This window comes from Salmonella sp. 32100201201700099SM (assembly GCF_017572645.1).
In the GTDB taxonomy this organism is placed as follows: domain Bacteria; phylum Pseudomonadota; class Gammaproteobacteria; order Enterobacterales; family Enterobacteriaceae; genus Salmonella; species Salmonella enterica.
On record NZ_JAGERQ010000001.1, the window covers coordinates 274,600 to 300,074 of the forward strand.

27 protein-coding genes and 3 pseudogenes are annotated in these 25,475 nt (G+C 50.2%); 9 read left to right on the top strand and 21 right to left on the bottom strand.

Features of this window, described 5'->3' with window-relative positions:
- Positions 1-37: 37 nt before the first annotated feature.
- From ydfZ to ydfG, 3 genes are all read right to left on the bottom strand, one after another.
- On the bottom strand, positions 38-241 hold the full coding sequence (ydfZ, locus tag J4685_RS01435; protein ID WP_000989267.1) for a putative selenium delivery protein YdfZ: 204 nt from the start codon (positions 239-241) through the stop codon (positions 38-40).
- A 180-nt stretch (positions 242-421) separates the two neighbouring features.
- Positions 422-1,108: a GntR family transcriptional regulator gene (locus tag J4685_RS01440; protein ID WP_000215562.1), complete on the bottom strand. Its 687-nt coding sequence runs from the start codon at positions 1,106-1,108 to the stop codon at positions 422-424.
- Between the two features lie 128 nt (positions 1,109-1,236).
- Positions 1,237-1,983 (bottom strand): bifunctional NADP-dependent 3-hydroxy acid dehydrogenase/3-hydroxypropionate dehydrogenase YdfG, encoded by a 747-nt coding sequence (gene ydfG / locus J4685_RS01445; RefSeq protein WP_000636557.1) that lies wholly within the window; start codon positions 1,981-1,983, stop codon positions 1,237-1,239.
- A gap of 138 nt (positions 1,984-2,121) precedes the next feature.
- Here ydfG and dcp point away from each other — a divergent pair, with 138 nt between their 5' ends.
- The gene (dcp, locus tag J4685_RS01450) at positions 2,122-4,164 is read left to right on the top strand and encodes a peptidyl-dipeptidase Dcp (protein WP_000106248.1); all 2,043 of its coding nucleotides are present in this window, start codon (positions 2,122-2,124) and stop codon (positions 4,162-4,164) included.
- 344 nt (positions 4,165-4,508) lie between these two features.
- Positions 4,509-4,691, top strand: a complete 183-nt coding sequence (locus J4685_RS01455; protein ID WP_000807639.1) for a general stress protein — start codon at positions 4,509-4,511, stop codon at positions 4,689-4,691.
- Between the two features lie 119 nt (positions 4,692-4,810).
- Here the strand turns inward: J4685_RS01455 and J4685_RS01460 are convergent, their stop codons facing one another.
- Positions 4,811-5,338: a 2-oxo-tetronate isomerase gene (locus tag J4685_RS01460; RefSeq protein WP_001235357.1), complete on the bottom strand. Its 528-nt coding sequence runs from the start codon at positions 5,336-5,338 to the stop codon at positions 4,811-4,813.
- A gap of 426 nt (positions 5,339-5,764) precedes the next feature.
- On the opposite strand from J4685_RS01460, the gene J4685_RS01465 reads away from it, so the two are divergent.
- A complete protein-coding gene (locus J4685_RS01465; protein WP_000776348.1) occupies positions 5,765-6,157 on the top strand; it encodes a YdeI family stress tolerance OB fold protein in 393 nt (130 codons plus the stop codon).
- Between the two features lie 348 nt (positions 6,158-6,505).
- On the opposite strand, the gene mgtS is transcribed toward J4685_RS01465, so the two are convergent.
- The 5 genes and pseudogenes from mgtS to marR form a co-directional block, all read right to left on the bottom strand.
- On the bottom strand, positions 6,506-6,601 hold the full coding sequence (gene mgtS, locus J4685_RS01470) for a protein MgtS (RefSeq protein WP_000901531.1): 96 nt from the start codon (positions 6,599-6,601) through the stop codon (positions 6,506-6,508).
- Between the two features lie 247 nt (positions 6,602-6,848).
- Positions 6,849-7,304, bottom strand: a pseudogene (locus J4685_RS01475) (efflux MFS transporter YdeE); the annotation flags it as partial.
- Positions 7,304-7,408, bottom strand: a pseudogene (gene marB, locus J4685_RS01480) (multiple antibiotic resistance regulatory protein MarB); the annotation flags it as partial. The pseudogenes marB and J4685_RS01475, both read right to left, overlap by 1 nt.
- 28 nt (positions 7,409-7,436) lie before the next feature.
- Entirely contained in the window at positions 7,437-7,820 is a 384-nt protein-coding gene (gene marA, locus J4685_RS01485) for an MDR efflux pump AcrAB transcriptional activator MarA (RefSeq protein ID WP_000091194.1), read from the bottom strand.
- A 19-nt stretch (positions 7,821-7,839) separates the two neighbouring features.
- Positions 7,840-8,274: a multiple antibiotic resistance transcriptional regulator MarR gene (gene marR / locus J4685_RS01490; protein ID WP_000843434.1), complete on the bottom strand. Its 435-nt coding sequence runs from the start codon at positions 8,272-8,274 to the stop codon at positions 7,840-7,842.
- Between the two features lie 258 nt (positions 8,275-8,532).
- Between marR and J4685_RS01495 the strand changes: the two genes are divergently transcribed.
- Positions 8,533-9,198, top strand: a complete 666-nt coding sequence (locus J4685_RS01495; protein ID WP_000968972.1) for a MarC family NAAT transporter — start codon at positions 8,533-8,535, stop codon at positions 9,196-9,198.
- A 46-nt stretch (positions 9,199-9,244) separates the two neighbouring features.
- Here J4685_RS01495 and J4685_RS01500 read toward each other — a convergent pair whose 3' ends face one another.
- Both J4685_RS01500 and ptrR read right to left on the bottom strand, forming a co-directional pair.
- Entirely contained in the window at positions 9,245-10,435 is a 1,191-nt protein-coding gene (locus tag J4685_RS01500; RefSeq protein ID WP_000154608.1) for a sugar transporter, read from the bottom strand.
- A 115-nt stretch (positions 10,436-10,550) separates the two neighbouring features.
- Positions 10,551-11,423 carry a putrescine utilization regulator PtrR gene (gene ptrR, locus J4685_RS01505; protein WP_000366537.1) on the bottom strand — a complete coding sequence of 291 codons (873 nt, stop codon included), beginning with the start codon at positions 11,421-11,423 and terminating at the stop codon, positions 10,551-10,553.
- Between the two features lie 102 nt (positions 11,424-11,525).
- Here ptrR and sad point away from each other — a divergent pair, with 102 nt between their 5' ends.
- From sad to J4685_RS01525, 4 genes are all read left to right on the top strand, one after another.
- Positions 11,526-12,914, top strand: a complete 1,389-nt coding sequence (gene sad, locus J4685_RS01510; RefSeq protein ID WP_000178422.1) for a succinate-semialdehyde dehydrogenase — start codon at positions 11,526-11,528, stop codon at positions 12,912-12,914.
- 72 nt (positions 12,915-12,986) lie between these two features.
- On the top strand, positions 12,987-13,913 hold the full coding sequence (glsB, locus tag J4685_RS01515) for a glutaminase B (RefSeq protein WP_000090081.1): 927 nt from the start codon (positions 12,987-12,989) through the stop codon (positions 13,911-13,913).
- Positions 13,913-14,272, top strand: coding sequence for a DUF4186 domain-containing protein (locus tag J4685_RS01520; protein WP_000992445.1), 360 nt, complete (start codon positions 13,913-13,915; stop codon positions 14,270-14,272). The genes glsB and J4685_RS01520 overlap by 1 nt, the downstream gene beginning before the upstream one ends.
- A 249-nt stretch (positions 14,273-14,521) precedes the next feature.
- Complete coding sequence (locus J4685_RS01525) at positions 14,522-15,436, top strand: bestrophin family protein (RefSeq protein WP_001670736.1); 915 nt, start codon at positions 14,522-14,524, stop codon at positions 15,434-15,436.
- Between the two features lie 55 nt (positions 15,437-15,491).
- On the opposite strand, the gene J4685_RS01530 is transcribed toward J4685_RS01525, so the two are convergent.
- Positions 15,492-16,034 carry a YybH family protein gene (locus tag J4685_RS01530; RefSeq protein ID WP_000513125.1) on the bottom strand — a complete coding sequence of 181 codons (543 nt, stop codon included), beginning with the start codon at positions 16,032-16,034 and terminating at the stop codon, positions 15,492-15,494.
- A gap of 716 nt (positions 16,035-16,750) precedes the next feature.
- Here J4685_RS01530 and ompC point away from each other — a divergent pair.
- Positions 16,751-17,869 carry a porin OmpC gene (gene ompC / locus J4685_RS01535; RefSeq protein ID WP_000758335.1) on the top strand — a complete coding sequence of 373 codons (1,119 nt, stop codon included), beginning with the start codon at positions 16,751-16,753 and terminating at the stop codon, positions 17,867-17,869.
- Positions 17,870-18,009: 140 nt separating this feature from the next.
- Here the strand turns inward: ompC and hypA are convergent, their stop codons facing one another.
- The 9 genes and pseudogenes from hypA to J4685_RS01580 all read right to left on the bottom strand — a co-directional run bounded on the left by hypA (position 18,010) and on the right by J4685_RS01580 (position 25,247).
- The gene (gene hypA, locus J4685_RS01540; RefSeq protein WP_000544772.1) at positions 18,010-18,351 is read right to left on the bottom strand and encodes a hydrogenase maturation nickel metallochaperone HypA; all 342 of its coding nucleotides are present in this window, start codon (positions 18,349-18,351) and stop codon (positions 18,010-18,012) included.
- A gap of 12 nt (positions 18,352-18,363) precedes the next feature.
- Positions 18,364-19,251 (bottom strand): hypothetical protein, encoded by an 888-nt coding sequence (locus J4685_RS01545; RefSeq protein ID WP_001189410.1) that lies wholly within the window; start codon positions 19,249-19,251, stop codon positions 18,364-18,366.
- Positions 19,239-20,300: a hydrogenase expression/formation C-terminal domain-containing protein gene (locus J4685_RS01550; RefSeq protein WP_001016754.1), complete on the bottom strand. Its 1,062-nt coding sequence runs from the start codon at positions 20,298-20,300 to the stop codon at positions 19,239-19,241. The genes J4685_RS01545 and J4685_RS01550 overlap by 13 nt, the downstream gene beginning before the upstream one ends.
- A gap of 17 nt (positions 20,301-20,317) precedes the next feature.
- Positions 20,318-20,728 (bottom strand): hydrogenase, encoded by a 411-nt coding sequence (locus tag J4685_RS01555; RefSeq protein ID WP_000155989.1) that lies wholly within the window; start codon positions 20,726-20,728, stop codon positions 20,318-20,320.
- Positions 20,725-21,031, bottom strand: a pseudogene (hypC, locus tag J4685_RS01560) (HypC/HybG/HupF family hydrogenase formation chaperone). Before hypC ends, J4685_RS01555 begins: the two are co-directional and overlap by 4 nt.
- On the bottom strand, positions 21,031-21,639 hold the full coding sequence (hybD, locus tag J4685_RS01565) for a HyaD/HybD family hydrogenase maturation endopeptidase (RefSeq protein WP_000852662.1): 609 nt from the start codon (positions 21,637-21,639) through the stop codon (positions 21,031-21,033). Before hybD ends, hypC begins: the two are co-directional and overlap by 1 nt.
- A 5-nt stretch (positions 21,640-21,644) precedes the next feature.
- Positions 21,645-22,388: a Ni/Fe-hydrogenase, b-type cytochrome subunit gene (gene cybH / locus J4685_RS01570; protein ID WP_000924456.1), complete on the bottom strand. Its 744-nt coding sequence runs from the start codon at positions 22,386-22,388 to the stop codon at positions 21,645-21,647.
- A complete protein-coding gene (locus J4685_RS01575) occupies positions 22,339-24,141 on the bottom strand; it encodes a nickel-dependent hydrogenase large subunit (RefSeq protein ID WP_000331202.1) in 1,803 nt (600 codons plus the stop codon). Before J4685_RS01575 ends, cybH begins: the two co-directional genes overlap by 50 nt.
- A gap of 2 nt (positions 24,142-24,143) precedes the next feature.
- Positions 24,144-25,247: a hydrogenase small subunit gene (locus J4685_RS01580; protein ID WP_001194453.1), complete on the bottom strand. Its 1,104-nt coding sequence runs from the start codon at positions 25,245-25,247 to the stop codon at positions 24,144-24,146.
- Positions 25,248-25,475 lie beyond the last annotated feature (228 nt).

Below are 25,475 nucleotides of genomic sequence, written 5' to 3' on the forward strand. Positions count from 1 at the left end.
CCGGGAAGGCCGGAGCGGTTCTTAGCGGCCAGTGGTATCAGTTCATGCCAAGACGAATCAGTTCGACTGGCGCGAATTTACCTTCACAACCTTCGACAATCACCGTTTTGCCGCGGCGAATTTGACCTGCATCCAGACCTTCGCTCTCAATGGCTTTGATAATCCCGGTATGGCCCGTGCCGCTTATCATGACCCGGCTACCGGTAGTGATTGCGTTACGGTTACGATCGTATGTCATCATGGTGTTTTCTCCTTTCAAACTTACTGCCAAAGCCCGCAGGTTTCCCCGCATGACGGGCGACATATAAATACGCTTATCGTTGCGGATTTTTTTTGTTTTTGATCAAGCTCACGGCTTTTTAGGCGGGAATGTGCAGGGTGAGAAAGCGGAGAAGGCGTCTCACCCCGACGTTAAAGGGAGTTAGTCTTCGCTAAACCAGCCGCTGTTTTCCTGACGGATAAGCTGAACGGATTCGCTAATTTCCTGCAAATGCTGGGTCATTGCGCTCTCAACCGCATTGCCGTCACGATTTTCCAGCGCGGAGAAAATATCATGGTGCTGGCGCAACAACATCTCCGGCGGAGAAACATGATCCAGACTCATATAGCGAACCCGGTCGATTGTCGCTTTGATATTTTCAATGGTGTCCCACGCTAACTGGCAATCGGCGATCTGCGCCAGCTTTTGGTGGAAATCGTCATCAAGCTGGAAAAAATCATCAATCTGTTTGCGCTCGATGGCAATATGTTGCAGGTGCAGGTTTTGCGCCAGTTGATAGCACTGGTTGTCGGTGATCATCGCCGCCGCACGGCGGACCACCGCGCATTCGATAGCCTGTCGTACAAAACAGCCATTCTGTACCTGAGAGAGCGAAATCTTATTCACATAACTACCGCGTTGAGGGCGGATCTGAATCAACCCATTTTCCGCCAGCTTTATAAAAGCCTCGCGCACCGGTTGACGCGAAACGTTAAAACGGGTTGAGACCTCTTTTTCTGATAGCGGCGTGCCAGGCGGAATCAGGCAATGCACGATATCACGCCGAAGAATACGGTAAATTTGCTGGTTGACAGGCTGTGTAGGGTTAAGCTGCGTTTCGACGGTCATTCATTCTTACTTTTTAGGCGGTTGACCCGGATACTCTACCACTTTTCCGTGGTGGTCTATACCGATCATGTTCTTGGTTGCAGATACGTTTGCCTTGGATTACCCGGCCCGCAGACCGGGTATAACCTTTAGCTACGGTGGACGCTGAGCCCTGCGAAGGATTGAGTAACAGGCATCATTTCAACGGTATTAATATTCACATGCGCGGGGAGTGTGGCCACCCACCATACCGCTTCGGTAATGTCTTCTGGCGTGAGCGCGGTGGTATTTTCGTAGGTTTTACCCGCTTTCTCATCGTCGCCTTTGAAACGGACGCTGGAAAACTCGGTACCGCCAACCAGACCCGGTTCAATGTCGGTCACGCGAACCGCCGTGCCGTGTAAATCCGTGCGCAAATTCAGGCTAAACTGGCGCACAAAGGCTTTCGTGGCGCCATAGACATTGCCACCAGCATAAGGCCAACTGCCGGCGGTTGAACCGATGTTAATGATATGACCGCGATTACGTTCGACCATTCCTGGCAGCACGGCGCGGGTCATATAAATTAAGCCTTTATTATTAGTATCGATCATAGTTTCCCAGTCTTCTACGCTGGCTTTATGCGCCGGTTCAAGACCCAGCGCCAGACCGGCGTTATTGACCAGCACATCAATATCGCGCCACTGCGCAGGCAGAGAGGCCATCATCTCTTCGATGGCCGCGCGGTTGCGCACGTCCAGTTGGGCGGTCAATACGTTCTCGCCAAGCGCATCTTTTAACGCTTGCAGGCGTTCATGACGACGTCCCGTGGCAATGACTTTATGTCCATTCTCAACAAAACGGCGTGCAATGCACTCGCCAAACCCTGCGGTTGCTCCAGTTACTAAAACGATCATCACACAGTTCCTCAACGCTTTTTGTGTTGTATTACCATAGCACGCGGCGTTTATGAAAGGGTAATCCTGGTTAACACGGTTGCGGTCAGCATAGGGGGAAGCTTACTCTTATGATCAACCTATTTTCAGGAGTGAAAAATGTCGACGAATCCTTTGTTAGACCAGAGTCTGTTGCCTTATCAGGCACCGCGTTTTGATCGGATCAAAGATTGCCATTATCGTCCTGCTTTTGATGAGGGCGTGCGGCAAAAACGCGTGGAAATCGAGGCCATCGTCAATCATCCGGCGGCCCCTGACTTTACGAATACGCTTCTGGCGCTGGAGCAAAGCGGGGCGCTTCTGTCACGCGTCACCAGCGTTTTTTTCGCGATGACGGCCGCGCACACTAACGATGAACTCCAGCGGTTGGATGAGGCCTTTTCTGCCGAGCTGGCGGCGCTCTCCAACGATATTTATTTGAATAGCGCGTTATTCGCTCGCGTGGATGCCGTCTGGCAACAGCGTCACTCACTGGGGCTGGATGATGAGTCGCTACGGTTGGTCGATGTTATCCATCAGCGTTTTGTGTTGGCAGGCGCGCAGCTTGCCGAAGAGGATAAAGCGCGACTGAAGGTATTGAATACTGAATCCGCGACCTTAATGAGTCAGTTTAATCAGCGTCTGCTGGCGGCAAGTAAAGCGGGCGGGCTGGCGGTCGATGACGCGCATTGCCTGGCAGGATTAAGCCCGGAAGAAATGACCGTCGCTGCTGAAGCGGCGCGTGAAAAAGGCCTGGAGGAGCGCTGGTTCATTCCGCTCCTTAATACGACGCAACAGCCTGCGCTTGCTACACTGCGCGATCGCCAGACCCGCGAAAATTTATTCGCAGCGTCATGGACTCGGGCGGAAAAAGGAGATGCCCACGATACCCGCGCTATCGTTCAGCGTCTGGTAGAGATTCGTCGCTGTCAGGCAAAACTGCTGGGTTTCCCCAATTATGCCGCATGGAAAATGGCCGATCAGATGGCGAAAACGCCGCAAGCCGCACTGAGCTTTATGCGTGGCATTGTGCCGCCAGCGCGTCAGCGGGTACTCAATGAACAGGCGGAAATTCAGAACGTCATTGATGGTGAGCAGGGCGGCTACACCGTTCAGGCCTGGGACTGGATGTTCTATGCCGAACAGGTACGGCGGGAAAAATATGCGTTAGATGAAGCGCAACTGAAGCCCTATTTTGCCTTAAATACGGTGTTGCAAGAGGGGGTTTTCTGGACCGCCAACCAGCTATTCGGCATCACCTTCGTCGAGCGTTTTGACATTCCGGTGTATCACCCTGATGTTCGGGTGTGGGAGATTTTCGACTCCGATGGTGTCGGCATGGCGTTATTTTATGGCGACTTCTTCGCGCGGGACTCGAAAAGCGGCGGCGCGTGGATGGGGAATTTTGTCGAGCAATCCACACTCAATGAAACCCGGCCCGTTATATACAATGTTTGTAACTATCAGAAACCGGTTGATGGGCAGCCTGCATTACTGCTTTGGGACGACGTTATTACGCTCTTCCATGAGTTTGGTCATACGTTACATGGTTTGTTTGCCGTCCAGCGCTATGCCACGCTTTCAGGTACCAATACGCCCCGCGACTTTGTCGAGTTTCCCTCCCAGATTAATGAGCATTGGGCGAGCCATCCACGTGTGTTCGAACGCTACGCGCGTCATGTCGACAGCGGTGAAAAAGTGCCTGCTGATTTACAGGAAAAAATGCGCAAGGCGAGTTTATTTAATAAAGGTTACGATATGACTGAATTGCTCGGCGCCGCATTGCTGGATATGCGCTGGCATATGCTGGAGGAGAGCGTAGCAGAGCAGTCTGTCGCTGAGTTCGAGCAGCAGGCGCTGGCCGCCGAGCATCTTGATTTACCGGCGGTGCCGCCCCGCTATCGCAGCAGTTATTTTGCCCATATCTTCGGCGGCGGCTACGCAGCGGGATACTACGCCTATCTTTGGACGCAAATGTTAGCGGATGACGGTTATCAATGGTTTGTAGAGCAGGGCGGCCTGACGCGTGAAAACGGGCAGCGTTTTCGTGATGCTATCCTTTCCCGGGGGAATAGTACTGATTTAGAAACGCTTTATTCAGCCTGGCGTGGACATGAACCGCATATTGACCCCATGTTGCAATATCGTGGGCTCGATCGCTAAGCTGATACGGTTGTTCGGCACTGTCGAACAACCGCCTGAAAATGAATCCTGCACTTCTGATGACAGCCAGTTAAATTTATGGGGTTAAGTTGTCTGAATATAACAAGGGCGTGCATTCGGATTTTTCTACTTATTTTCCCGTGGTGGCTTGATTGCCAAAGATTTATTACCGCTTCGCTGTTGATGTTTTCGAAAAATATATTTTCCGCTATGTGGTGGTATTATGTAAATAATGCAGAAATGAATTTGACACTGCGCACAGGGCGACTAGATTTAGAACTGTATCACATGATATGAGAAGACATATCATATTTAAAACGCAACATCATCATGAGGATTATATTATGGCAGAACATCGCGGCGGTTCCGGTAATTTTGCAGAAGATAAAGAGAAAGCCTCAGAAGCAGGTCGTAAAGGCGGCCAGCATAGCGGTGGGAACTTTAAAAACGACCCACAGCGTGCATCTGAAGCGGGTAAAAAAGGTGGCCAGAATAGCCACAGTGGCGGACGGAAATTCGGCAATTAATTTTACTCCTGATATTTCATAAATATATTCTGAAATATTGCACATACGATGCGGGCCATAGGCTCGCATTTTTTTATTCTGACCGGGAGTTGTTCTGACCGGTCAGATGAAATTATTGTTTATGCTTTCTTCGTTAACAGAAAAAGCAATTCAGCGAGGGCGAAGCGTACGCATTTTTCTAATACTTCCTGACAATCTCCGTTAAAATGTTGTCGGCTTGTAAAAGTTGTATTGTTAATATTCCAGGCAAACCAAACTGTGCCCGCCGGCGTGCCATCTTCGCCGCCTTCCGGACCGCCATAGCCGCTGATCGCTATGCTGATATTGACCTCAGCCTGATCCTTAGCGCCCTGTGCCATTTCAGTAACAACCGCTTCGCTGACGGCGGTATGTTCGGCAAGACTGTGGCGTTGTACGCGTAAGATTTTTGCTTTGGCTTCATCAGTAAAGGTGACATACCCCACACCGTAAAATGAGGGCGTATCTTCTGCTGCGCACAATGCTGAAGCCAGTTTCCCGCCAGTGCAGGATTCTGCAGTGGTCAGACGGAGTTTCTGGTTAACCAGTAAATCACCAAGTTTTTTTGTCAGGCTATCGACGGATTCGGCTTCATCAAGGGTGACAATATCGTGCTGTTCTAATCTCATCGTTTATTTTTCCGTTACAGAGACAAATGAAATCTATTCGTTCTTCTCAAGTATGGCATATTTATTTTATGACATTGTCAGTGAATGATTATTTTATCCAGTTACCAACAAACCCGCTGTTGCATAACTTGCTTACTTTCCTGCAGCGATGACTGCCATTGATTATGCGTAAGGCCATCATCCTCAAAAAATAAAGCCGATTATTCTGAATTGCTATCCAGACGTTGATGCATATGACTTCAGCTATGTGGCAAGTTAACTATTACGCCGTTACGCTTTCGCGCTCACCGGCGCTGATATCGGTTGCATATTAATCCGGATGGGTTGATTTTATTGCTTAATATTCTGCGGGTAAATTCATGTTTGTAAAAACTAAAAATAGCGGCCAGACTTAATACGTCAAATAGACGTTATTAAGGAGAGAGCATGAAACTACAGGTGGCTGCATTTCTAAGTTTTCTGATAATGCCTTACGCGCTAGCGGATGATCAAGGGGGATTAAAAAAAGACGTGGCACCGCCGCCGCCTCATGCTATTGAGGATGGTTATCGCGGTACGGATGATGCAGAAAAAATGACCATCGAACAGGCAAAAACCCTGCATGATGGCGCGACCGTTTCGCTGCGCGGCAACCTTATTGATCATAAAGGCGACGATCGCTATGTATTTCGTGATAAATCCGGCGAGATTAACGTGATAATTCCTTCCGCCGTATTTGATGGGCGGGAAGTTCAGCCGGATCAAATGATCAACATTAACGGTAGTCTGGACAAGAAAGCGAAGGAACCGCTTGTTCGCGTGAACCGACTGCAAAAATAACGCGCGCTAACCGGCAATCTCCAGGTCAGCCATACGGGGCATGCGGCTGGCCTGATACCATGGGTCTTGTAAAAGCGCCTGGGGGGACAAAAGGTCCCATAATGTCTTATTCAGGTCTGGTTGCGTATCGTTTAAGCTTCATTGATATTGACGGTGCTACAGTCGTTAGCGATCCGTTATCCTCGCAAGAATTTGCCCGGTAGCGTATAAGCAAAACACAAATCTATCCATGCAAGCATTTACCGCTGGTGAACCGGCGGTTTTTTTTTGCCTGCCATCCAGACAAAAGCGGCCCCTTGCGCAACGATGCAGCAAGGGGCCGGCTCTGCGAGGGATTATCTCCGTTCATTAATCATCCCATTTGTGACTGAACCAGGCGGCCAGAAATCCGGAAAATAAAATAATTCCTAATACAACGATAAAAAGGTTAATACTGCCTAACATCTCGTTTCTCCTTATTTTAGCGTGCATCCTCTTTTTTAAAAAACCTCGTACAGACTATAGTACTAATTTATACTTAAGCAAAGTCTGAATTGCGTATTTATTTTACTGGAAGGGTAAAGCATTAGAATATTTTCGTCAGCGCCTAGGAATATTCCTGAATTACCGCAGTTACAGCAGATAATTAGCCTGCAATATATAGGGTTAACCCAGTGCGCCAGAAACAGCGCACATGACTGGCTGCAGATAATTAACAGGTGATAGCCTGTTGCGTAGGGGTAATCCGCATTCCTTTTAACATCAGTGCCCAGGCGAACACAATGGCGATTATCAGGACAACGAAAAGCGACCAGGCGGGAAGCGTCGTCAGGATGACGCCGCTGGCCAGCGGGTTTACCGCCGCACCCAGCCAGCCCAGCGATTGCGCTGAAAAATAGCTGGCTTTCATCCCGGCAGGCGCAATGTTGTCAATTAACATATATTCGCCGGGGGTATAAATAATTTCGCCAATCGTGAATACTGCCGCTGAAAGCCCCCAAAAAAACAGATTGTCGCCTGAAAAAATAAATCCGATGAGCCCGGCGATAAAAAAGACGGTGCCGGTCGTCATCATTGGTCGAATATTGACGGCGGTAAGTCGACGGCCCACGGCGTATTGCAAACTGACCACAATAACCGCATTAACCGGCAGGACGACGGCTACCACACATCGCGGCTATTTTGCGCCACAGGTAACAAAGTTTGTTCTGCAATGCCATATCCGGAGGTGATAAGTAACAGACCCGGCAGGGCGGGAAACAGCATTTTCATGGTGCTCTTCGCGTGGCGCATAAACAAACTAGTAGTTGCCATGGTTCAGCGGCAGCATATACCGTGATTCGCCATGCATATTGGTGATCCGGTATTTGTGTGGCGGCACATCAAAATAGTTTTTGAACGTCCGGGTCAATGTTTGCTGTGACTCAAAGCCATAGCGTTCCGCCAGATAGAGAATGGGCTCGTTGCTCTCTTTTAATTTTTGCGCGATTTCCGTCATCTTACGGCTGCGGATGTATTGACCTAATGAATGACCGGTCTCTTTTTTAAACATCCGTTGCAGGTGCCATTTGGAATATCCTGAACGCTCAGACACTTTTTCCAGTGAGAGCGGCGACTCCAGGTTATCCTCGATCCAGTCCAAAATGCTATGAATAGTAATAGCGTCAGTGTTGCGTCTGGACATCGTCATACCTCTTTTTTGTCTACGGCAGAATTTTCTTGAGCAAATACTCAAGCGTTGCCACTTCGTCCGCCGTTAAGTTTTTTGTTAATTCCTGATGCAGGTCTTGCCCTGGTCGTTGATGACATTGCTCACAAATTGCCGCGCCGTCCGGCGTTAGCTTCACCAGTACGCCGCGTTTGTCATTAGGATTCGGCAGTCTTTCGATCCAGCCTTTGCACAGCAGGCGGTCGAGCATCCGCGTCAATGCGCCGAGATCGACAGACAGCACTTTTTTAAGTTCAACCGGGGTAATACATCCCGCGCAGCGTATCGAGCACAGCACTTTAAACTGTGTTGCGGTGATATCCAGCGGGGATAAATAGTTATTTAACAGGCGATCTTTTTTTTGATTTACCATGTAGATCAAGCGACCCAGCGGAATGATTTCATTGAACAGATCACTGGTGCTTTTCAAAATGGTTGCCCCGGCAAGTAATTAATTTCGTTAGATACTATTGCCAAGGCAAGTATAAGTCAACTAAATGAATTGGCCGATGCCACGATTTGCTAAAAGGCGTCCGGGGTATTGTGCTGTGATAACTTGTAACTAATTGATAATTACAGGTTATAGGTTGTAGAGGATATTAATTTGCACACTGGCGAAATGGCGCGCCTGGGTAATTTCACTTTATACTTCCGGTTCATGAAACGCTGATGGGTAAGAGATAGTATTATGATGGATTTGTTTAAAGCGATTGGATTGGGGCTGGTCGTACTGCTCCCGTTAGCCAATCCGCTAACCACCGTGGCGCTGTTTCTTGGCCTTGCGGGCAATATGAATAGTGCGGAACGCAACCGGCAGTCCTATATGGCTTCGGTTTATGTCTTCGCTATTATGATGGTGGCGTACTACGCCGGGCAGTTAGTTATGAACACCTTCGGTATTTCGATTCCAGGGTTACGGATCGCAGGGGGGGTAATTGTGGCGTTTATCGGCTTCAGAATGCTTTTCCCGCAGCAGAAGGCGCATGAGTCGCCGGAAGCGAAAAGCAAATCGGAGGAGCTGGCAGACGAACCGACGGCCAATATTGCGTTTGTTCCACTGGCTATGCCAAGCACCGCAGGACCGGGGACCATCGCAATGATCATCAGTTCCGCTTCCACGGTGCGTCATGGCGGCGAGTTTCCCGACTGGGTCATTATGGTCGCGCCGCCGATTATTTTTCTTGCCGTGGCGGTGATCCTGTGGGGATGCTTACGCAGTTCTGGCGCTATTATGCGGCTGGTGGGTAAAGGGGGGATTGAAGCGATCTCCCGCTTAATGGGATTCCTGCTGGTGTGTATGGGCGTGCAATTTATTATCAACGGCGTGTTGGAAATTATTAAAACGTACCACTAAGGCGCATTTTCGTCTGCCGGAAACCTGTTCCCGGCAGACGAATGTCTTAATGCGGTTGTTCTTCCAGCGTCACTGGCCATTTGCGGAATATGAGCACAGCCCATACCAGCGCGGCACAGGCGGGTATGGCGCCAATATAGCCGATGGCCGACATTGACCAGTGCAAACTCACCTGATTGCCTACCAGCGCGCCAGCGCCAATACCAATATTAAAGATGCCTGAAAATAGCGCCATTGCGACATCGGTCGCGTCCGGGGCCAGCGCCAGTACTTTCACCTGCATACCGAGCCCTATCACCATAATCGCGATGCCCCAGAAAATGCTCAGTATGGCCAGATGCGCTTCGCTATCCGCCGCAGGCAGCAGCAGAAGCAGACAGACAACCAGCAGAGCAATAGCGATACTGACGAGCGACGAGGCATGGCGATTACCCAGTTTACCAAACACGAGGCTGCCGATGATCCCGGCGCCGCCGAGGAGCAGTAACAGGACGGTAGCAAAATTCGCACTGAGCCCGGCGACATTCTGAACGAACGGTTCAATATAGCTATAAGCTGTATAATGCGCAGTCACCACAACGACGGTCAGCACATAGAGGCTCATCAGCGCCGGGCACCGGAATAGCAAAGGTAAACTTTTTAGTGAGCCGGAATGCTCGCTCGGCAATTTCGGTAGAAGCTTAATCAGACATAGCAGCGTAATTAATGCGCCCATGCCGATGGCAAAAAAGGTGGTGCGCCAGCCAAAATACTGACCAACAACGCGACCTATCGGCAGCCCAAGCACCATGGCCAACGCGGTGCCGGTCGCTATCAGACTTAATGCCTGCGCGCGTTTCCCGGCAGGGGCCAGGCGGATCGCCAGCGAGGCGGTTATCGACCAGAAAATAGCGTGGGCGAAAGCGATGCCAATACGGCTAATGACCAGCACGGTAAAGTTCCATGCCAGAAAGGAGAGCACATGGCTGGCAATAAACAAAACAAACAGACAAATGAGTAGTTTACGGCGCTCCATTTGACTGGTAAGAAGCATAAAAGGCAGCGACATGACGGCAACTACCCAGGCGTAAATGGTTAGCATGATGCCGACCTGCGCGGTTTGCATATGAAAGCTTTCAGCAATGTCTGACAGCAAACCAACTGGCACAAATTCTGTGGTATTGAAAATAAAAGCGGCAATAGCAAGCGTAACTACCCGTAGCCACGCGACCTTGCGGGAAACTGGATTGATTGTCATAAAAATATTTCGGGTTAGTTGCGAGAAGGTGAGGCCGCGATCTTAAAACGTTTACTGGCGAAAAGACAATCATTTTGTGACCTGCTTCTCATTTACTTCGCAGGCCGTTTCGTCTTCAGTCGGCGCTCGCCAGTTGGGCGTTAAGTAACTCGATAAAGGCCTCAAGCTGACGCGTCATCGCCCCGCGCCGCCACATTAGCCATGTGTTAAGCCAGCGCCACTTCTCCGCCAACGGCCAGGCTTCCACCTGATGATGTCCTGGCATACTGTTGAGCATACTTGCTGGCATCAGCGCAATACCTGCGCCGGCAATTACGCACGCCAACATTCCATGATATGACTCCATTTCGTGAATCGTACCGGGGGTCGCGCCATCGGCATGAAACCAGCTTTCGAAATGCCGTCGGTAAGAACAGTTGGCGCGAAAAGCATAGATGTTATAACCATTCACCTCGCTGGCCCGCGAAACGACGGAATGGCCGTGTGGCGCGACGATCATCATCTCTTCCTGGTAAGCCGGTATACCTTCCAGCCCCGGATGCATTAGCGGGCCATCAATAAAGGCGGCGTTCAGCTTTCCTTCGAGCACGCCATCCAGCATGGCGCCGGAAGGACCGGTCGTTAACGCGAACTGAATTTTAGGGTAACGCTGGTTATAACCCGCCAGCAGCGCGGGGATACGTACGGCGGCAGTACTTTCTAACGCGCCGAGTGAAAACAGTCCTTGCGGTTCCTCTCCGGCAACCACCATGCGGGCTTCATCGACCAGCGCCAGGATCTGCTGGCTGTAACGTAAAAAGTTATGCCCGGCTGGTGACAGCCTGAGTCGCTGGTTTTCGCGAATAAACAGAGAGACGCCCAGGTCGGCTTCAAGCTGGCGGATACGCGTGGTCAGGTTGGACGGAACGCGGTGTACTTTTGCCGCCGCCTGCGTAATGCTGCCCGTCAGAGCGACAGCGTTAAACATTTCCAGTTGCGTCAGGTCCATGGTTTTCTCAATTCGTGAATAGTCTGGTTAATATTATTCATTTTTCAGAAAGGGTAAAGGGCGTCATGATGGTACAATTCCCCTGATAACGAGAGAAAGAACATGACCATGATGACTACAACACAGGCGTTATCCGTTAATCCTGCGACCGGCCAGACGCTGGCGGCAATGCCCTGGGCTAACGCGCAAGAGATTGAACATGCGCTGAGTCTGGCGGCGAGCGGTTTCAAAAAGTGGAAAATGACATCAGTAGCGCAACGGGCGCAAACATTACGCAATATTGGTCAGGCGCTTCGCGCTCATGCAGAAGAGATGGCACAATGTATTACGCGTGAAATGGGTAAACCCATAAAGCAGGCGCGTGCGGAAGTGACGAAATCCGCCGCGTTATGCGACTGGTATGCGGAACATGGTCCGGCAATGCTGAATCCTGAGCCTACGCTGGTAGAAAATCAGCAGGCGGTGATTGAATACCGTCCGCTGGGCGTCATTCTGGCGATAATGCCGTGGAATTTTCCTTTATGGCAGGTGTTACGCGGGGCAGTGCCGATACTGTTGGCGGGGAATAGCTACTTGTTAAAACATGCGCCCAATGTCACGGGTTGCGCGCAGATGATAGCCCGAATCTTGACGGAAGCCGGTACTCCCGCTGGCGTCTATGGATGGGTGAACGCCAATAATGAGGGCGTGAGTCAGATGATTAACGATCCGCGAATCGCGGCGGTGACGGTGACCGGTAGCGTGCGCGCCGGCGCGGCGATTGGCGCTCAGGCTGGGGCGGCGCTGAAAAAGTGCGTACTGGAACTGGGTGGCTCGGATCCGTTTATTGTACTCAATGATGCCGATCTCGAGTTGGCGGTAAAAGCCGCAGTTGCCGGACGCTATCAAAACACCGGACAAGTCTGCGCCGCCGCCAAACGTTTTATTGTCGAAGAGGGCATTGCGCAGGCGTTTACCGATCGTTTTGTGGCGGCTGCCGCAGCATTAAAGATGGGTGATCCTCTGGTTGAAGAGAATGACCTGGGGCCGATGGCGCGCTTTGATTTGCGTGATGAACTCCATCAACAGGTGCAGGCTTCCGTCGCCGAAGGCGCACGGCTACTGTTGGGCGGGGAGAAAATCGCCGGGGAGGGCAACTATTATGCCGCGACCGTTCTGGCGGATGTTACACCTGACATGACGGCATTTCGTCAGGAACTTTTTGGGCCTGTTGCCGCCATTACCGTCGCAAAAGATGCGGCGCACGCCCTCGCGCTGGCGAATGACAGTGAGTTTGGCCTGTCGGCGACGATCTTTACCGCCGACGATACGCTGGCCGCGGAGATGGCGGCGCGTCTTGAGTGCGGCGGGGTATTCATTAATGGGTACAGCGCCAGCGATGCGCGTGTGGCATTCGGCGGGGTGAAGAAAAGCGGCTTCGGTCGCGAGCTTTCGCACTTTGGTTTACACGAATTTTGTAATGTGCAGACCGTCTGGAAGAACCGCGTCTAATCGCCCTGACGTCGCGTGGCGCCCTCTGCTATACTCGCAGGCCTTTTCAGACCTGCGAGCAAGGAGCATGTTGTGGCCAGGGCCATGGATAATGCAATTTTAGAGACGATTTTACAGCGCGTTCGCCCCCTCATTGGCCAGGGCAAAGTCGCTGACTATATTCCGGCATTAGCGTCCGTCGAAGGTTCAAAGCTGGGGATAGCGATTTGTACCGTGGACGGGCAGCATTATCAGGCGGGCGATGCGCACGAACGCTTCTCTATTCAGTCTATTTCGAAAGTGCTTAGTCTGGTGGTGGCGATGCGTCATTATCCGGAAGAGGAGATCTGGCAGCGCGTCGGAAAAGATCCTTCCGGCTCGCCGTTCAATTCGTTGGTTCAGTTAGAGATGGAACAAGGCATCCCGCGTAATCCATTTATTAATGCGGGCGCGCTGGTGGTATGCGACATGTTGCAAGGCCGGCTTAGCGCGCCGCGTCAGCGGATGCTGGAAGTTGTGCGCGCGCTTTGCGGCGTATCGGATATTACGTATGACGCTACGGTCGCGCGCTCTGAATTTGAGCATTCCGCCCGTAACGCCGCTATTGCCTGGCTGATGAAATCATTCGGTAATTTTCATCATGATGTGCCTACCGTGTTGCAAAATTACTTCCACTACTGTGCGTTGAAAATGAGCTGCATGGAACTGGCGAGGACGTTTGTCTTTCTGGCGAATCAGGGCGAGGCGTTTCATCTCGACGAGCCGGTAGTTACCCCCATGCAGGCCCGACAGATTAATGCGCTAATGGCGACCAGCGGGATGTATCAGAATGCCGGAGAGTTTGCCTGGCGGGTGGGATTGCCCGCTAAATCCGGCGTGGGCGGCGGTATTGTCGCCATAGTGCCGCATGAAATGGCGATTGCCGTCTGGAGTCCGGAGCTGGATCCTGCGGGAAACTCTCTGGCAGGTATCGCCGCGCTTGAACAATTAACACAAACGTTAGGACGTTCGGTATACTGATGAATGCGCTTGAACCGCTCTTTGCCCGCCTGGCGCGATCGACATTTCGTTCGCGTTTTCGTCTCGGGATAAAAGAAAGACAATATTGCTGGGATGAAGGCGCGGAGGTAATTGATAAACACGCCGCCGATTTTATCGCCCAGCGACTGGCGCCAGCTCACCCGGCGAATGATGGTAAGCAAACGCCGATGCGGGGCCATCCGGTATTTATCGCGCAACATGCGACGGCAACCTGCTGTCGCGGGTGCCTGGCGAAGTGGCACCAGATACCTCAGGGAGAACCACTGAGCGAAGCGCAGCAACAGTATATTGTCAGCGTTATCCATTACTGGCTGGTCATACAAATGAATCAGCGGTAGAGCAGCGCGTCGTTGCTGACGCTTTCCCCGATAAATTATACCACTGATAGCAGCCGTTGACCGTCATATATCTCATGTGCTGAAGTGTCTTTTTAGTTACAACATACATTTGGTTATTTTTTTCAACGCCTGTCAGCACTGTGCAAAAAAATGTTCTACAGGGCAGGGGATCCGTGTATCACCAGAAGCTTGCAACCTTGATCTGGATCACGTTTAATGACAGTGCTTTTTTACCTGCTGAAGATAATCATGATCGTTAGACCACAACAGCACTGGATTCGCCTGATATTTGTCTGGCATGGTTCCGTGTTATCTAAAATCTTTTCACGACTGCTCCTTAACTTTCTTCTTTCTATCGCCGTTATTATCATGCTGCCCTGGTACACAATGCTGGGTATTAAGTTTACCCTTGCGCCGTTTAGCATACTGGGCGTCGCTATCGCCATTTTTCTTGGGTTTCGCAATAATGCCTGTTATGCGCGTTACGTCGAAGCGCGACATTTGTGGGGGCAGTTGATGATCGCTTCACGCTCAATACTGCGAGAGGTGAAAACAACCTTGCCTGATGAACGCGGTATCGAGGATTTTGTTCGGTTACAAATCGCTTTTGCCCACTGTTTGCGTATGACATTGCGTCGACAGCCTCAAACGCAAGTTCTGGGAAACTATCTTGACCAGGAGGCGTTACAGAAAGTTGTCGCTTCCCATTCTCCCGCTAACCGTATCTTATTGCTGATGGGAGAGTGGCTGGCGATTCGCCGCCGCAGCGGAAAGCTTTCCGATATTTTATTTCATAGCCTCAACAACCGTTTAAATGATATGTCGTCAGTGTTGGCCGGCTGTGAACGCATCGCCAACACGCCGGTGCCTTTTGCCTATACGTTAATTTTGCATCGTACGGTTTATCTTTTCTGCATTATGTTGCCATTTGCACTGGTGGTTGATCTGCACTATATGACGCCGTTTATTTCGGTACTTATTTCTTATACGTTTATCGCGCTGGATGCGTTAGCGGAAGAGTTGGAAGATCCGTTCGGTACTGAAAATAATGATTTACCGCTGGATGCGATATGCAATGCGATAGAAATCGATTTACTGCAAATGAATGATGAAAGGGATATTCCGGCAAAACGGATACCGGATAAGCGCTATCAACTGACCTGAGATCGTCTTAACTGGCGCAGAATGTTCATCTGCGCCATAACCTGAAGAGCAAAGCTTAATAGCCTTCTCCAACGCCGGTTTTGGCTGGACCGGAGTAGTGGACATGAACGATTCGCCATCCTGTGTTTGGTATCTTCGCCCACACCTGGCTTTCGCGGCCTGTCGTGTGTTGAGTCTGCCCATTATCACGGCGTACCGCGGTAAAATGCCAGTCGAACTCTGCAACGGCGGCATTGCCATACACATGAATAGCAGGGGGAGCGTCCAGTTTTAATGTGCGTTTGCTGAAGGTTTTACCCATAGTGGTGCCATAAAAATTTTCAGCGATCTGCGACCATCCGCGTTCGTGACCGCGTGGATGAATAAAACTGGTTTCCGGTGAAACATAAAAGAGCTGCTTGCCTAACGTTGGGTCTGCCTTATCTATTGAATAAAGGTAACGGTTAATGCCTTCTGTAATTTCTTGTTTAACGGTCGACGTAACTTCATTTTGTGCGGCGGTTGGCGTTGCCGCTGATGCCGATGACGCCATCAGAGTTAACGTTATCGCGGCGGCCGAAAACAATAGTGACGTTTTTTGCATAATAGTTATACCCATATGGTCTGTTTTTGAGACGCTTTATCTTTCCTGTTACGTTCACCTTTATACTAAAAGAGCATGGCTCACGAACAATAAAAAACATCCTTCTATAAAATTACCCCGAAAAGGGAGTAGTGCAATTAAGAATATCGTATTTGTTTGTAACGGCATGACTCAAAATATCAACATTTAGAGTTTCAGGATTGTTGTTGTCCCTTGATTTGTTTTTGTATTTATTACCGCTGGTAAATAGTTAATCTTATGAATAGTGATACACAAATGACCGTTTGCGCTATGTGATAATTAACCATAGTAAAAATACACGAAGCGAAGAAATGCTATTTCAGTAGTACTGATATTTTCATAACGCTAATTTAAAAATAAATGTAAACGTAACAAATTATACACAAAAATAAGAAGGGCTGTGGTCTCAACTGACTTGATTATGATTCCGTCTTAACGAATGTCAGCCGAGTGTTAAGTGCCATTCTCGCCCTGGCATCCCCGACCGTAAGCCAGTTCTCTACTGGTAACCCCCTTGTTATTACAGCAGAAAACAGGGCATATCATTGATGCAGTCATACTTAACTTGCATTTTAACATTACTAATACATAGCAAGCTAATATTACACTTTGAAACTTAACGCACGGTAATTGTTAGTGATATTGTCCTGGACAGTTCCGCGAGCAGGTTTTGCGGAAAGTCCAAAAATAAGACAAATAAGGCATATAAAATGAAAAAAGTAGTGGTGTTATCTGCGGTAGCCGCAGCCGTGATGATGGCTGGAGCCGCCAACGCAGCAGAAATCTATAACAAGGATGGCAATAAACTGGATTTGTATGGCAAGGTCGACGGCCTGCATTATTTTTCCAGTAATCATAGTACGGATGGCGATCAATCTTATATCCGTATGGGTATTAAAGGCGAGACTCAAATTACCGATCAACTAACCGGTTTTGGACAGTGGGAGTATCAGGTCAACGCCAATCGTCCGGAAGATGGTGACTCCAGCGGTTCCCCGCAAAGCTGGACGCGTCTCGGTTTTGCTGGTTTGGCATTTGCCGATATGGGGTCTGTTGATTATGGTCGTAATTATGGCGTGTTATACGACATTGGTTCATGGACTGACGTACTGCCTGAATTTGGTAATGATTCGTATGAAGCTTCCGATAATTTTATGACCGGACGCGCGAATGGCGTTCTGACTTATCGCAATAATGATTTCTTTGGTCTGGTTGATGGCCTGAATATTGCGTTGCAGTATCAGGGTAAAAATGACGGCCTGTCGAAAGAAGGCGATCCTTTAAGTAATAATGCCAGAAAAAGTATCGCGTACCAGAATGGCGATGGTTTCGGGGCATCAGCGACATATGATTTGGGCATGGGGGTGAGCCTGGGGGCAGCCTATACCAGTTCCAAACGCACGCTTGATCAGATGACGCAAGATAAATACGACAATGGCGACCGCGCTGAAGCCTGGACTGGCGGCGTGAAGTATGATGCCAATAATATTTACCTGGCGGCAAACTATACCCGTACTTATGATATGACCTATATGGGTGATACATTGGGCGGCTTTGCACATAAAACCGATAACTGGGAAATGGTAGGGCAATATCAATTTGATAATGGCTTACGCCCATCACTGGCGTTCCTGCAATCCAGAGCCAATGATGTTGATGGACTGGGTTCGTTCGACCTTGTGAAATATATTGATGTGGGTTCCTATTACTACTTCAATAAAAATATGTCCGCGTATGTTGACTACAAAATCAATCTGCTAAAAGATGGCAACCCATCGAATCCTAATACAGACAACACCGTGGCGCTCGGCTTAGTCTACGAGTTTTGATAAAACTTGCTGATTAAGACAGTTTAGGGATACCCTCCTTTTCCCAAAACTGTGTCACTGCTTAACCTTTATTATTGTCAGTTTATTCTTTTATTATTTCAGGACGCTTCTGGCGTCCTTTTTTATTGACTATTCGTTGACTATTCGACTTCGATCTCCCGAATGCGCATTCTGCTACTGTCATCTATCTGCACTTTGCCTGAATGACAAAAGGGACAACAGAGTGTGGATGTTTGAGAGGTGAAGGGTTGATTACAGGACAGACACCAACCTTGCGCCGGTGCGATAGTAATGTGGAAACGCGCATTGTCAGCAAGGGTATGACGAGCGGCGACGTCCAGGCCAAAATGCAGCGCCGGCACCTCAACACAGGCCATAACGCCAATCTCCAGCCAGACTTGCTTTACCTTGCTGAACTGGTGATTTACTGCCTGTTCCTCCAGCAATTCGATAATATTTTGCGCCAGGGCTAATTCATGCATGGGCCAGCTCCTTCATTCAACAATATTTACGGCGACACAAGGATCAATTACCTGTAACTGTTGCGACCACAATGAGAGTGGAATAGTGGCCAGTTCGCGAGCAATGACGCCGTCAGATTGAGCGTGACGTGTGGTAGGCGAGATAATACGGTAATCAAGAATATTACCTGACGTCGTCAGTCTGGCCTGATGAACTAACCATCCTCGCGCGGTTTCCACTACTGCTATTTTCCATTCGCCATCATCAAAACGATTCCAGCGTAGGGTAGGAAGGGCGCTCAAACTTCGAGCGAGCGTAATGCAGCGGGCCAGCAGACGTAGCGCAGTCGTTTTTCCGCTAAGACAACAGGCTGACAGTAGCGGATATTCGATAGCCAGAGGCGAGACATCCAGGGGACCATGGGTTATTAACGTATAATCCGGGGACGACGCCATCGGTAGTGTAGGTGTAATGATATTCTGTACTGCCGCCAGCCAGCGGGCGGTTTCAGAACGCTCTTGCAAAAACCAGGCTTCCCAGCCCTTTACGCCAGCGGCAAGCCAGGTCTGAGGATCATCGTCAAAAAAGATTGTGCTTGCCAGCGGGGATAACTCTCCGCAACGTAACAACGCCCATTCTTCAGCGGTTGCCTGTCGGTGGCTAAACAGGGGGAGCCAGTCTGTCAACGCACGACGGAGCGTTTCTCGCGCCAGCTCTTGTTGTGCGGCCTGCATATCTGGCTTCTCTTCAGGAAACAACAGTAAAGCCGCCGCCGCGCTGTGCGCCTGAGCGCACAACGTAAACAAACGTGAAATAAGCGTTTTTGCGTATACCGGCGTTGCGCCCTGTAACAAACGACCGATCGGCGCCTCCTGCCAGGTAATCCGTAGCGGGTGAGAATAGACGGTCAATCTTTGCACGAATTATTACCTTCATCGATCACCATAAACCCGGACTTACTGGTTTCGCAAACCGGACAGCACCAGTAATCAGGTAACTGGCTGAAGGGCACGCCGGGTGGAATTTGCCATACATCATCGCCCAGCGCAGGGTCGTAAACCCACCAACATACTTTGCACTCCATGCGCACCACTGGCTCATTTTCTGTGACCGGGTATTCTTTCAACCATTCCAACGTATTTTTTAGCCCCGCGTAGGCATCTTCGATATCGTCGATGCCTGCAACGGCGATATCAGGAATGTCCGCTATCTCAATCATATCTTGCAGTAATGTGTTCATATCATTGAAATAATTGACCCGCCATACGCCGGGAAAATGCGTGCTTACAATCCGGCATTTACCATATCCGCGTGAAAAAATAGCGCTACACCCTTCGCCTAAAAAATGATCCAGATACTCGCGATCGGCATCGTTTACTGGCAATAGCGTTAAGTTAATGATATGCGGCTCTTTTACCGGCTGTTTTACGCGCTCGGCTATTTCATGCGCGATAAAGGCGCCATTCATCAATCCCGCCGGTTGCGGCGGCAATTCTGGCGTAATCGGCGGCTGCGGATGCGTCTGCCAGATGCTCTCCGGGATCGGGCCAATGATAATTTCATCGGCAACCCGTTGCTGGTCAGCGTTATATTCACGTACACGCCAGACGCCCGTAAAAACCGTCTCCTGAATACGCTGTTCTTTTCCATCGGATAATAGTACCCGGGCGGAGATTTCACCTTCGCCGAGCAGTTGATCCAACAAACCGCTATTCTGTTGCTCAGTGGCATTCAGCTTATAGCTCAGGGGAAAGGGGAGCGTTGCCACTGGGTTATCCATATTGCGAATAAGCGTAGTCAGGATGTGTCTGGCAACACGGAGCTCAGCGGGCAGCGCCTGTTCCGGTAAAACCGGCGTCAGTGGGAGATTAATGCCGGCGGGGATGGGAAGAAAGTTAAAGTCTTCCTCTTCTGGCTGCGAGCCTGGTCCGGCAATATTAACGACTGGAATAGTTCTGGAATGATTCACGTGTGTTACCTTTCATTCTATTGCGTGATAACGGGAATATCCTGACGATAGCCCGGTGTGGTCAGCAATGCGGCCACCCGCTGAGAGTATTCTTGCCAGCTATATAATCCCGCCAGACTGCCGACAAAACGGTGCTGGCGAAAGAAAAGCAGCGCCGGATATTTCAGAATGCGATACTCCCGGGCGATCAGTTCACTCTGTTCGCTATCCGCAAATGCCGCGGTATAAGACGTCGCCGGAAATTGCTTGAGGATCTCCGGGATAATGACCCAACTGTCGGCGACTTCCGGATGTTTGTTGGGGTCGCTTTGCAGCAAAACCAGCAGAGTCGGATGCGCATTAATCAACGACGGGAGCGTTTGCGCATCGGTAACCAGAAAGCCTTTATCCGCCAGTGGACAAACAGAATTTTGGGGTGAGATAGTCATTTTTTTAAATGCTCCGGTAATTCAGGCGTGCGAGATAATAAATCGGCAAAACCGGTCAGCGGATCGCTTTGCGTGAGCATGGCCTGTTCCAGTGAGTCCAGCGCCGCCAGTACCTCAGCGGCTTCCGCTTCGTCCATTTCTCGTCGCGCTGCGCCGCCAAATGTCAGCAGCCATGCGCCTGCTAAGGGGGGAGCCACAAGCCACAAGCCGAATATCAACGTCGATAAGCTCGCCGTGTCGGTCGCGGCATTTGGCGAACCACTGACCGGGTGAAATAACCTGCACAGGAACGCCAATACACATTATGATTTCTCTCTCTGTAGCACCCGAATATCGCCGACCCGGCAAGCGCTTTGCGCATCTGGCCGTTCATCTTCGTAGCGTTCCATACACAGGCTGTAATGATTGAGTCTTTCAGTGGGCAAGGCCGTTGAAGAGGCGGTGATACCCCATTGCGCCAGCACTTCCTGCGCGAGATAGACCGCAGGCATCAGTTGCGCCTTTACCTGCGGCGTGAGACTCCCGCCATAGTCATCCAGACATTCCGGCTGCACGCCAATCAGCACAATCTCCGCTAACTGACCGCCGGTTAATTGCAGCAATGCCAGCACTTCAGAAAAACTGGTCTGATGTAAACTGAGTTTTTTCGCCGTCAGATAGGCGGGAACCTGTTCATCACGAAACATCGCCAGCGAACCTGGCGCCATACCAAAATCGATAGCATCCATGATTAACAGTTTTTCGGTCTGTTGCAGCCACGGAAGCAGCGCCAGCCCCTGCGTACCGCCATCAACAACGTCAACTTTCTCGTTATCGGCATACTGTTCAAACAGCTTTTCCGCCGCTCTGACGCCGAACCCTTCATCTGCCCAAAGCAGGTTGCCAAGCCCTAAGATTGTTACTTCTGCCATTGTTATCACCTGAACCAGCGCCAGCCGCTTATCATGACGGAAATCACGCTTTGTCGGCTCATAATGTCTTCGCGGATAGCGGTATAAACATGCGCAATGACGAAGGCGATAATGAACCACATGCCCAGCCGGTGCCAGAAATGTAGCGCGAGGCTATCGTTGCCAGTCAGGCGAATCATCCAGCCAAACCATTGATACGCCCAACTGTCTGTTCCAAGCCCTTCGCCATAGAGCGCAAAGCCACTACACACCATCAGTACGGACATCCAGAAATAGAACATTACCGCCAGTCCCGCTACCGGATTATGTCCATAGTAACGATGGGCCTCTTTTTCGAGGAAAAAATACCAGCGGATTTCGCTGATAACGCCTTTGCGCCAGGCGCGGCGCCAGAACGGAACCAGAAACATCTCTCTGGCGTACTCATTGCCGACACATGCCCAGTAAATACGAAACAGCAGCGCGACAGTAAAAATATACGCCGTGGTAAAATGGATCAGTCGTATCCAGCCCATCCAAAACATAAAGGTCGCTTCACCTTGAATCGATGGCAGGGGGCGGCCAATGAAATATCCTGTAACAGCCAGGACGACAATGGATAACGCCGTGATCCAGTGCCATAAACGGACCGGCGCTTCATAGATATAGTACCCCTGGCTGGTTATTTCTTTGAGATGCATTGAGACCTCCGAATCGTCGTCATCGTACCTGAACCCTGACCAGCTCCCCTCCATGATTATCAATAACATGGGTGGAGCAGGCCAGGCAGGGATCGAAGCTGTGCAGAGTACGTAAAATCTCCAATGGTTGATCGGGAACGGCGAGTTTAGTCCCCATTAACGCCGCTTCGTACGCGCCAATTTGACCTTTATCGTCACGTGGCCCGGCATTCCAGGTTGTCGGTACCACACACTGATAGCTGTCGATTTTCTGATTTTCAATTTTTATCCAGTGCCCCAGCGCGCCGCGCGGCGCCTCGCTGAAACCAACGCCTTTTGTCGATGTAGGCCAGGTATTGGGTTCCCAGAGCGTGACGTTTGCCGTCGCCGTATCGCCGGACTTGAGGTTACGCATCAGACGATCGAAGAAATATTGCAGCGTATTGCCTGCCCATACAGATTCCAGCGCACGCGCGGCAGTACGTCCTAATGTAGAAAAGAGCGCCTCTTTAGGCAGCTTTAATACACTCAGCAGTTGATCCACGGGCTCTTTAAATTCCGGTTTATTTTGATGATATCCAATCAAATAACGCGCCAGCGGACCTACCTCCATCGCATGTCCCTTCCAGCGCGGCGATTTAATCCATGAATATTTAGCGGACTCATCCACCTGTTCGATAAAGGTTTTTGTGCCTTTATAGTGTTCGCCCATGACCAGTTGCGGTTCGGTCAGACCATCCCACGGATGCAGGCCCTTATCGTTATTGCCGTTACCATAGGTATACCAGGAGTGAGTGACAAACTCCTGAATCTCATCGGGGGCGGTTAAATCGACAGGATGAATTTCGTCGAAACGACCGTTAATGATAGCTCCACGCGGAAGCAGAAGATTACTGGCGGAATAATCGTTAGGGTTATCCGGAAACTCGCCATAAGCCAGCAGGTTCATGCTCGATAACCCGCCGCCGATTTTTGCCCAGTCTTTGTAATAACTGGCAATCAGCAAGACGTCCGGAAGATAAACTTGTTCGCAGAACTGGCGAGCTTTTTGGATGATGGAACTGACAAGGTTCAGGCGCTCCATATTCACTGCGCCGACCGCGCCCGTTTCGTCAAGGTTGATGGCGCAAGGGACGCCGCCCACCAGCCAGTTAGGATGCGGGTTTTTACCACCGAAAACGGTGTGAATTTTTACGATCTCTTTTTGAAAATCGAGCGCTTCAAGATAGTGGGCGACCGCCAGCAAATTGGCTTCCGGTGGAAGTTTCATCGCCGGATGTCCCCAGTAGCCGTTACGGAAAGGGCCAAGTTGACCGGACTCGATAAACCGCTTCAGTCGATTTTGCAAATCGCGGAAATATCCCGGCGAGGATAGCGGCCATGCGGAAAGGCTTTGCGCGATGGCGGAGGTCTGATGCGGGTCGGCTTTCAGGGCGGCAACTACATCGACCCAGTCCAGCGCATGCAGATGATAAAAATGCACCAGGTGATCGTGAACGTGTAGCGTAGCCTGCATCATATTACGGATACAGTTTGCGTTGTCCGGAATCGCGATTCCCAGCGCATTTTCTACGGCACGGATTGAGGTCAGAGCATGTGTACCGGTGCAGACGCCGCAAATGCGTTCAACAAATGCCCAGGCGTCTCGCGGATCGCGACCTTTCAGGATAACCTCCAGGCCGCGCCACATGGTGCCGGTCGACACGGCGTTAGTAATGACATTATTACTGTCAATATTCACTTCGCAGCGCATATGCCCTTCGATGCGAGTAACCGGATCGACCACAATTCGCCGTCCGCTATTGTCCAGCGTAAAACCCTGAGTCTGATAAGGATATGCCATAATTATTTTTTCTCTTCCGGAGCGTTTTCTGATGACGTGTTATTTTTATTACGGGCGTGTTTTATGGCGCTAACCGTAGCGTGAGCGATGGCGGCAGCGCCCGCGACGCCGGCAACGCCCAGTCCGATTTTATCGGCGGTAGCCTCAATGCCGGTTTGCGGAATGCCCGTTGCCCGGCTGTAGAAAGAACCGTAATCCCAGAATCCATCTTCCGAACATCCGAGGCATCCATGACCCGACTGGATAGGAAAAGACACGCCATCATTCCAGCGAACGGTTGAACAGGCGTTATAGGTGGTCGGGCCTTTACAGCCCATCTTGTACAAGCAATACCCTTTTCTGGCGCCTTCGTCATCCCATGCTTCCACAAACTGACCGGCATCGAAATGCGCGCGTCGGTAGCATTTGTCATGAATTCGCTGGCCATAAAACATTTTTGGTCGTCCAAGACGATCAAGGGGAGGGATGCGATCAAATGCCAGCATATAGGTGATAACGGCGGACATCACTTCAGGTATAGGCGGGCAGCCTGGCACTTTAATAATGGGGTTATCGGTAATTAATTTGTGAACCGGCGTGGCTTTAGTTGGGTTGGGACGGGCTGCCTGCACGCAGCCCCATGATGCGCAGGATCCCCAGGCGATAATCGCTTTAGCATCCGCGCTGACGCGTTTTAACTTCTCCAGGAACGGCTCGCCAGCCAGTATGCAAAACATCCCATCTTCATTCAGCGGCGCGTTACCTTCCACGGCAACGATATAATTTCCTTTGTACTCACGCATCACATCCGCCAACGCCTGCTCGGCTTGTTGCCCTGCGGCGGCCATAATGGTGTCGTCATAATCCAGGGAAATGAGCGACAAAATGGCATCTTTTGCCAACGGGTGCACAGAGCGAATGAAAGATTCGGTACAGCAGGTACATTCAAGACCATGCAGCCATATCACTGGCGTACGCGGTTTATTCTCCAGGGCATAAGCTATTTGAGGAATCATCGAACTGCTCAGGCCTAAAGACGTTGCGGTAAGGCTGCAAAACTTGAGGAAGCTACGCCTTGTCACGCCGTGTCTACGCATAACTTGATAAAATGTATCTTGTGTTTGCATAACGTTTATCCCAAACCACTATAGTTAGTGTGGGCATCATATGTTGCATTTCTTGTCTTTCTCAACGTGTTTTAGTAGCAATTATGTTTCTAATTCGTAACAACTGATTACATGTGTGCTACTCACATTACTCAAAAACATAAATTAATTTAATGTTATTGGTGATGTTGAGTAAATATAGCGTTGTGATGGCATCTCTTAATGTTGATAAGAAACCGTGTTTTTTAT

Bases quoted from the DNA above. Each gene is read 5' to 3' on its own strand.
- J4685_RS01495 (WP_000968972.1), top strand. From the start codon at position 8,533: ATGATGGATTTGTTTAAAGCGATTGGATTGGGGCTGGTCGTACTGCTC.
- ptrR (WP_000366537.1), bottom strand. From the start codon at position 11,423: ATGGACCTGACGCAACTGGAAATGTTTAACGCTGTCGCTCTGACGGGC.
- J4685_RS01525 (WP_001670736.1), top strand. From the start codon at position 14,522: ATGATCGTTAGACCACAACAGCACTGGATTCGCCTGATATTTGTCTGG.
- J4685_RS01575 (WP_000331202.1), bottom strand. From the start codon at position 24,141: ATGGCATATCCTTATCAGACTCAGGGTTTTACGCTGGACAATAGCGGA.
- J4685_RS01500 (WP_000154608.1), bottom strand. From the start codon at position 10,435: ATGACAATCAATCCAGTTTCCCGCAAGGTCGCGTGGCTACGGGTAGTT.
- hybD (WP_000852662.1), bottom strand. From the start codon at position 21,639: ATGGCAGAAGTAACAATCTTAGGGCTTGGCAACCTGCTTTGGGCAGAT.
- J4685_RS01455 (WP_000807639.1), top strand. From the start codon at position 4,509: ATGGCAGAACATCGCGGCGGTTCCGGTAATTTTGCAGAAGATAAAGAG.
- J4685_RS01460 (WP_001235357.1), bottom strand. From the start codon at position 5,338: ATGAGATTAGAACAGCACGATATTGTCACCCTTGATGAAGCCGAATCC.
- cybH (WP_000924456.1), bottom strand. From the start codon at position 22,388: ATGTTATTGATAATCATGGAGGGGAGCTGGTCAGGGTTCAGGTACGAT.
- dcp (WP_000106248.1), top strand. From the start codon at position 2,122: ATGTCGACGAATCCTTTGTTAGACCAGAGTCTGTTGCCTTATCAGGCA.
- hypA (WP_000544772.1), bottom strand. From the start codon at position 18,351: ATGCATGAATTAGCCCTGGCGCAAAATATTATCGAATTGCTGGAGGAA.
- J4685_RS01580 (WP_001194453.1), bottom strand. From the start codon at position 25,247: ATGCAAACACAAGATACATTTTATCAAGTTATGCGTAGACACGGCGTG.
- J4685_RS01555 (WP_000155989.1), bottom strand. From the start codon at position 20,728: ATGACTATCTCACCCCAAAATTCTGTTTGTCCACTGGCGGATAAAGGC.
- J4685_RS01465 (WP_000776348.1), top strand. From the start codon at position 5,765: ATGAAACTACAGGTGGCTGCATTTCTAAGTTTTCTGATAATGCCTTAC.
- marA (WP_000091194.1), bottom strand. From the start codon at position 7,820: ATGTCCAGACGCAACACTGACGCTATTACTATTCATAGCATTTTGGAC.
- mgtS (WP_000901531.1), bottom strand. From the start codon at position 6,601: ATGTTAGGCAGTATTAACCTTTTTATCGTTGTATTAGGAATTATTTTA.
- ydfG (WP_000636557.1), bottom strand. From the start codon at position 1,983: ATGATCGTTTTAGTAACTGGAGCAACCGCAGGGTTTGGCGAGTGCATT.
- J4685_RS01530 (WP_000513125.1), bottom strand. From the start codon at position 16,034: ATGGGTATAACTATTATGCAAAAAACGTCACTATTGTTTTCGGCCGCC.
- ompC (WP_000758335.1), top strand. From the start codon at position 16,751: ATGAAAAAAGTAGTGGTGTTATCTGCGGTAGCCGCAGCCGTGATGATG.
- J4685_RS01520 (WP_000992445.1), top strand. From the start codon at position 13,913: ATGAATGCGCTTGAACCGCTCTTTGCCCGCCTGGCGCGATCGACATTT.
- sad (WP_000178422.1), top strand. From the start codon at position 11,526: ATGACCATGATGACTACAACACAGGCGTTATCCGTTAATCCTGCGACC.
- J4685_RS01440 (WP_000215562.1), bottom strand. From the start codon at position 1,108: ATGACCGTCGAAACGCAGCTTAACCCTACACAGCCTGTCAACCAGCAA.
- ydfZ (WP_000989267.1), bottom strand. From the start codon at position 241: ATGATGACATACGATCGTAACCGTAACGCAATCACTACCGGTAGCCGG.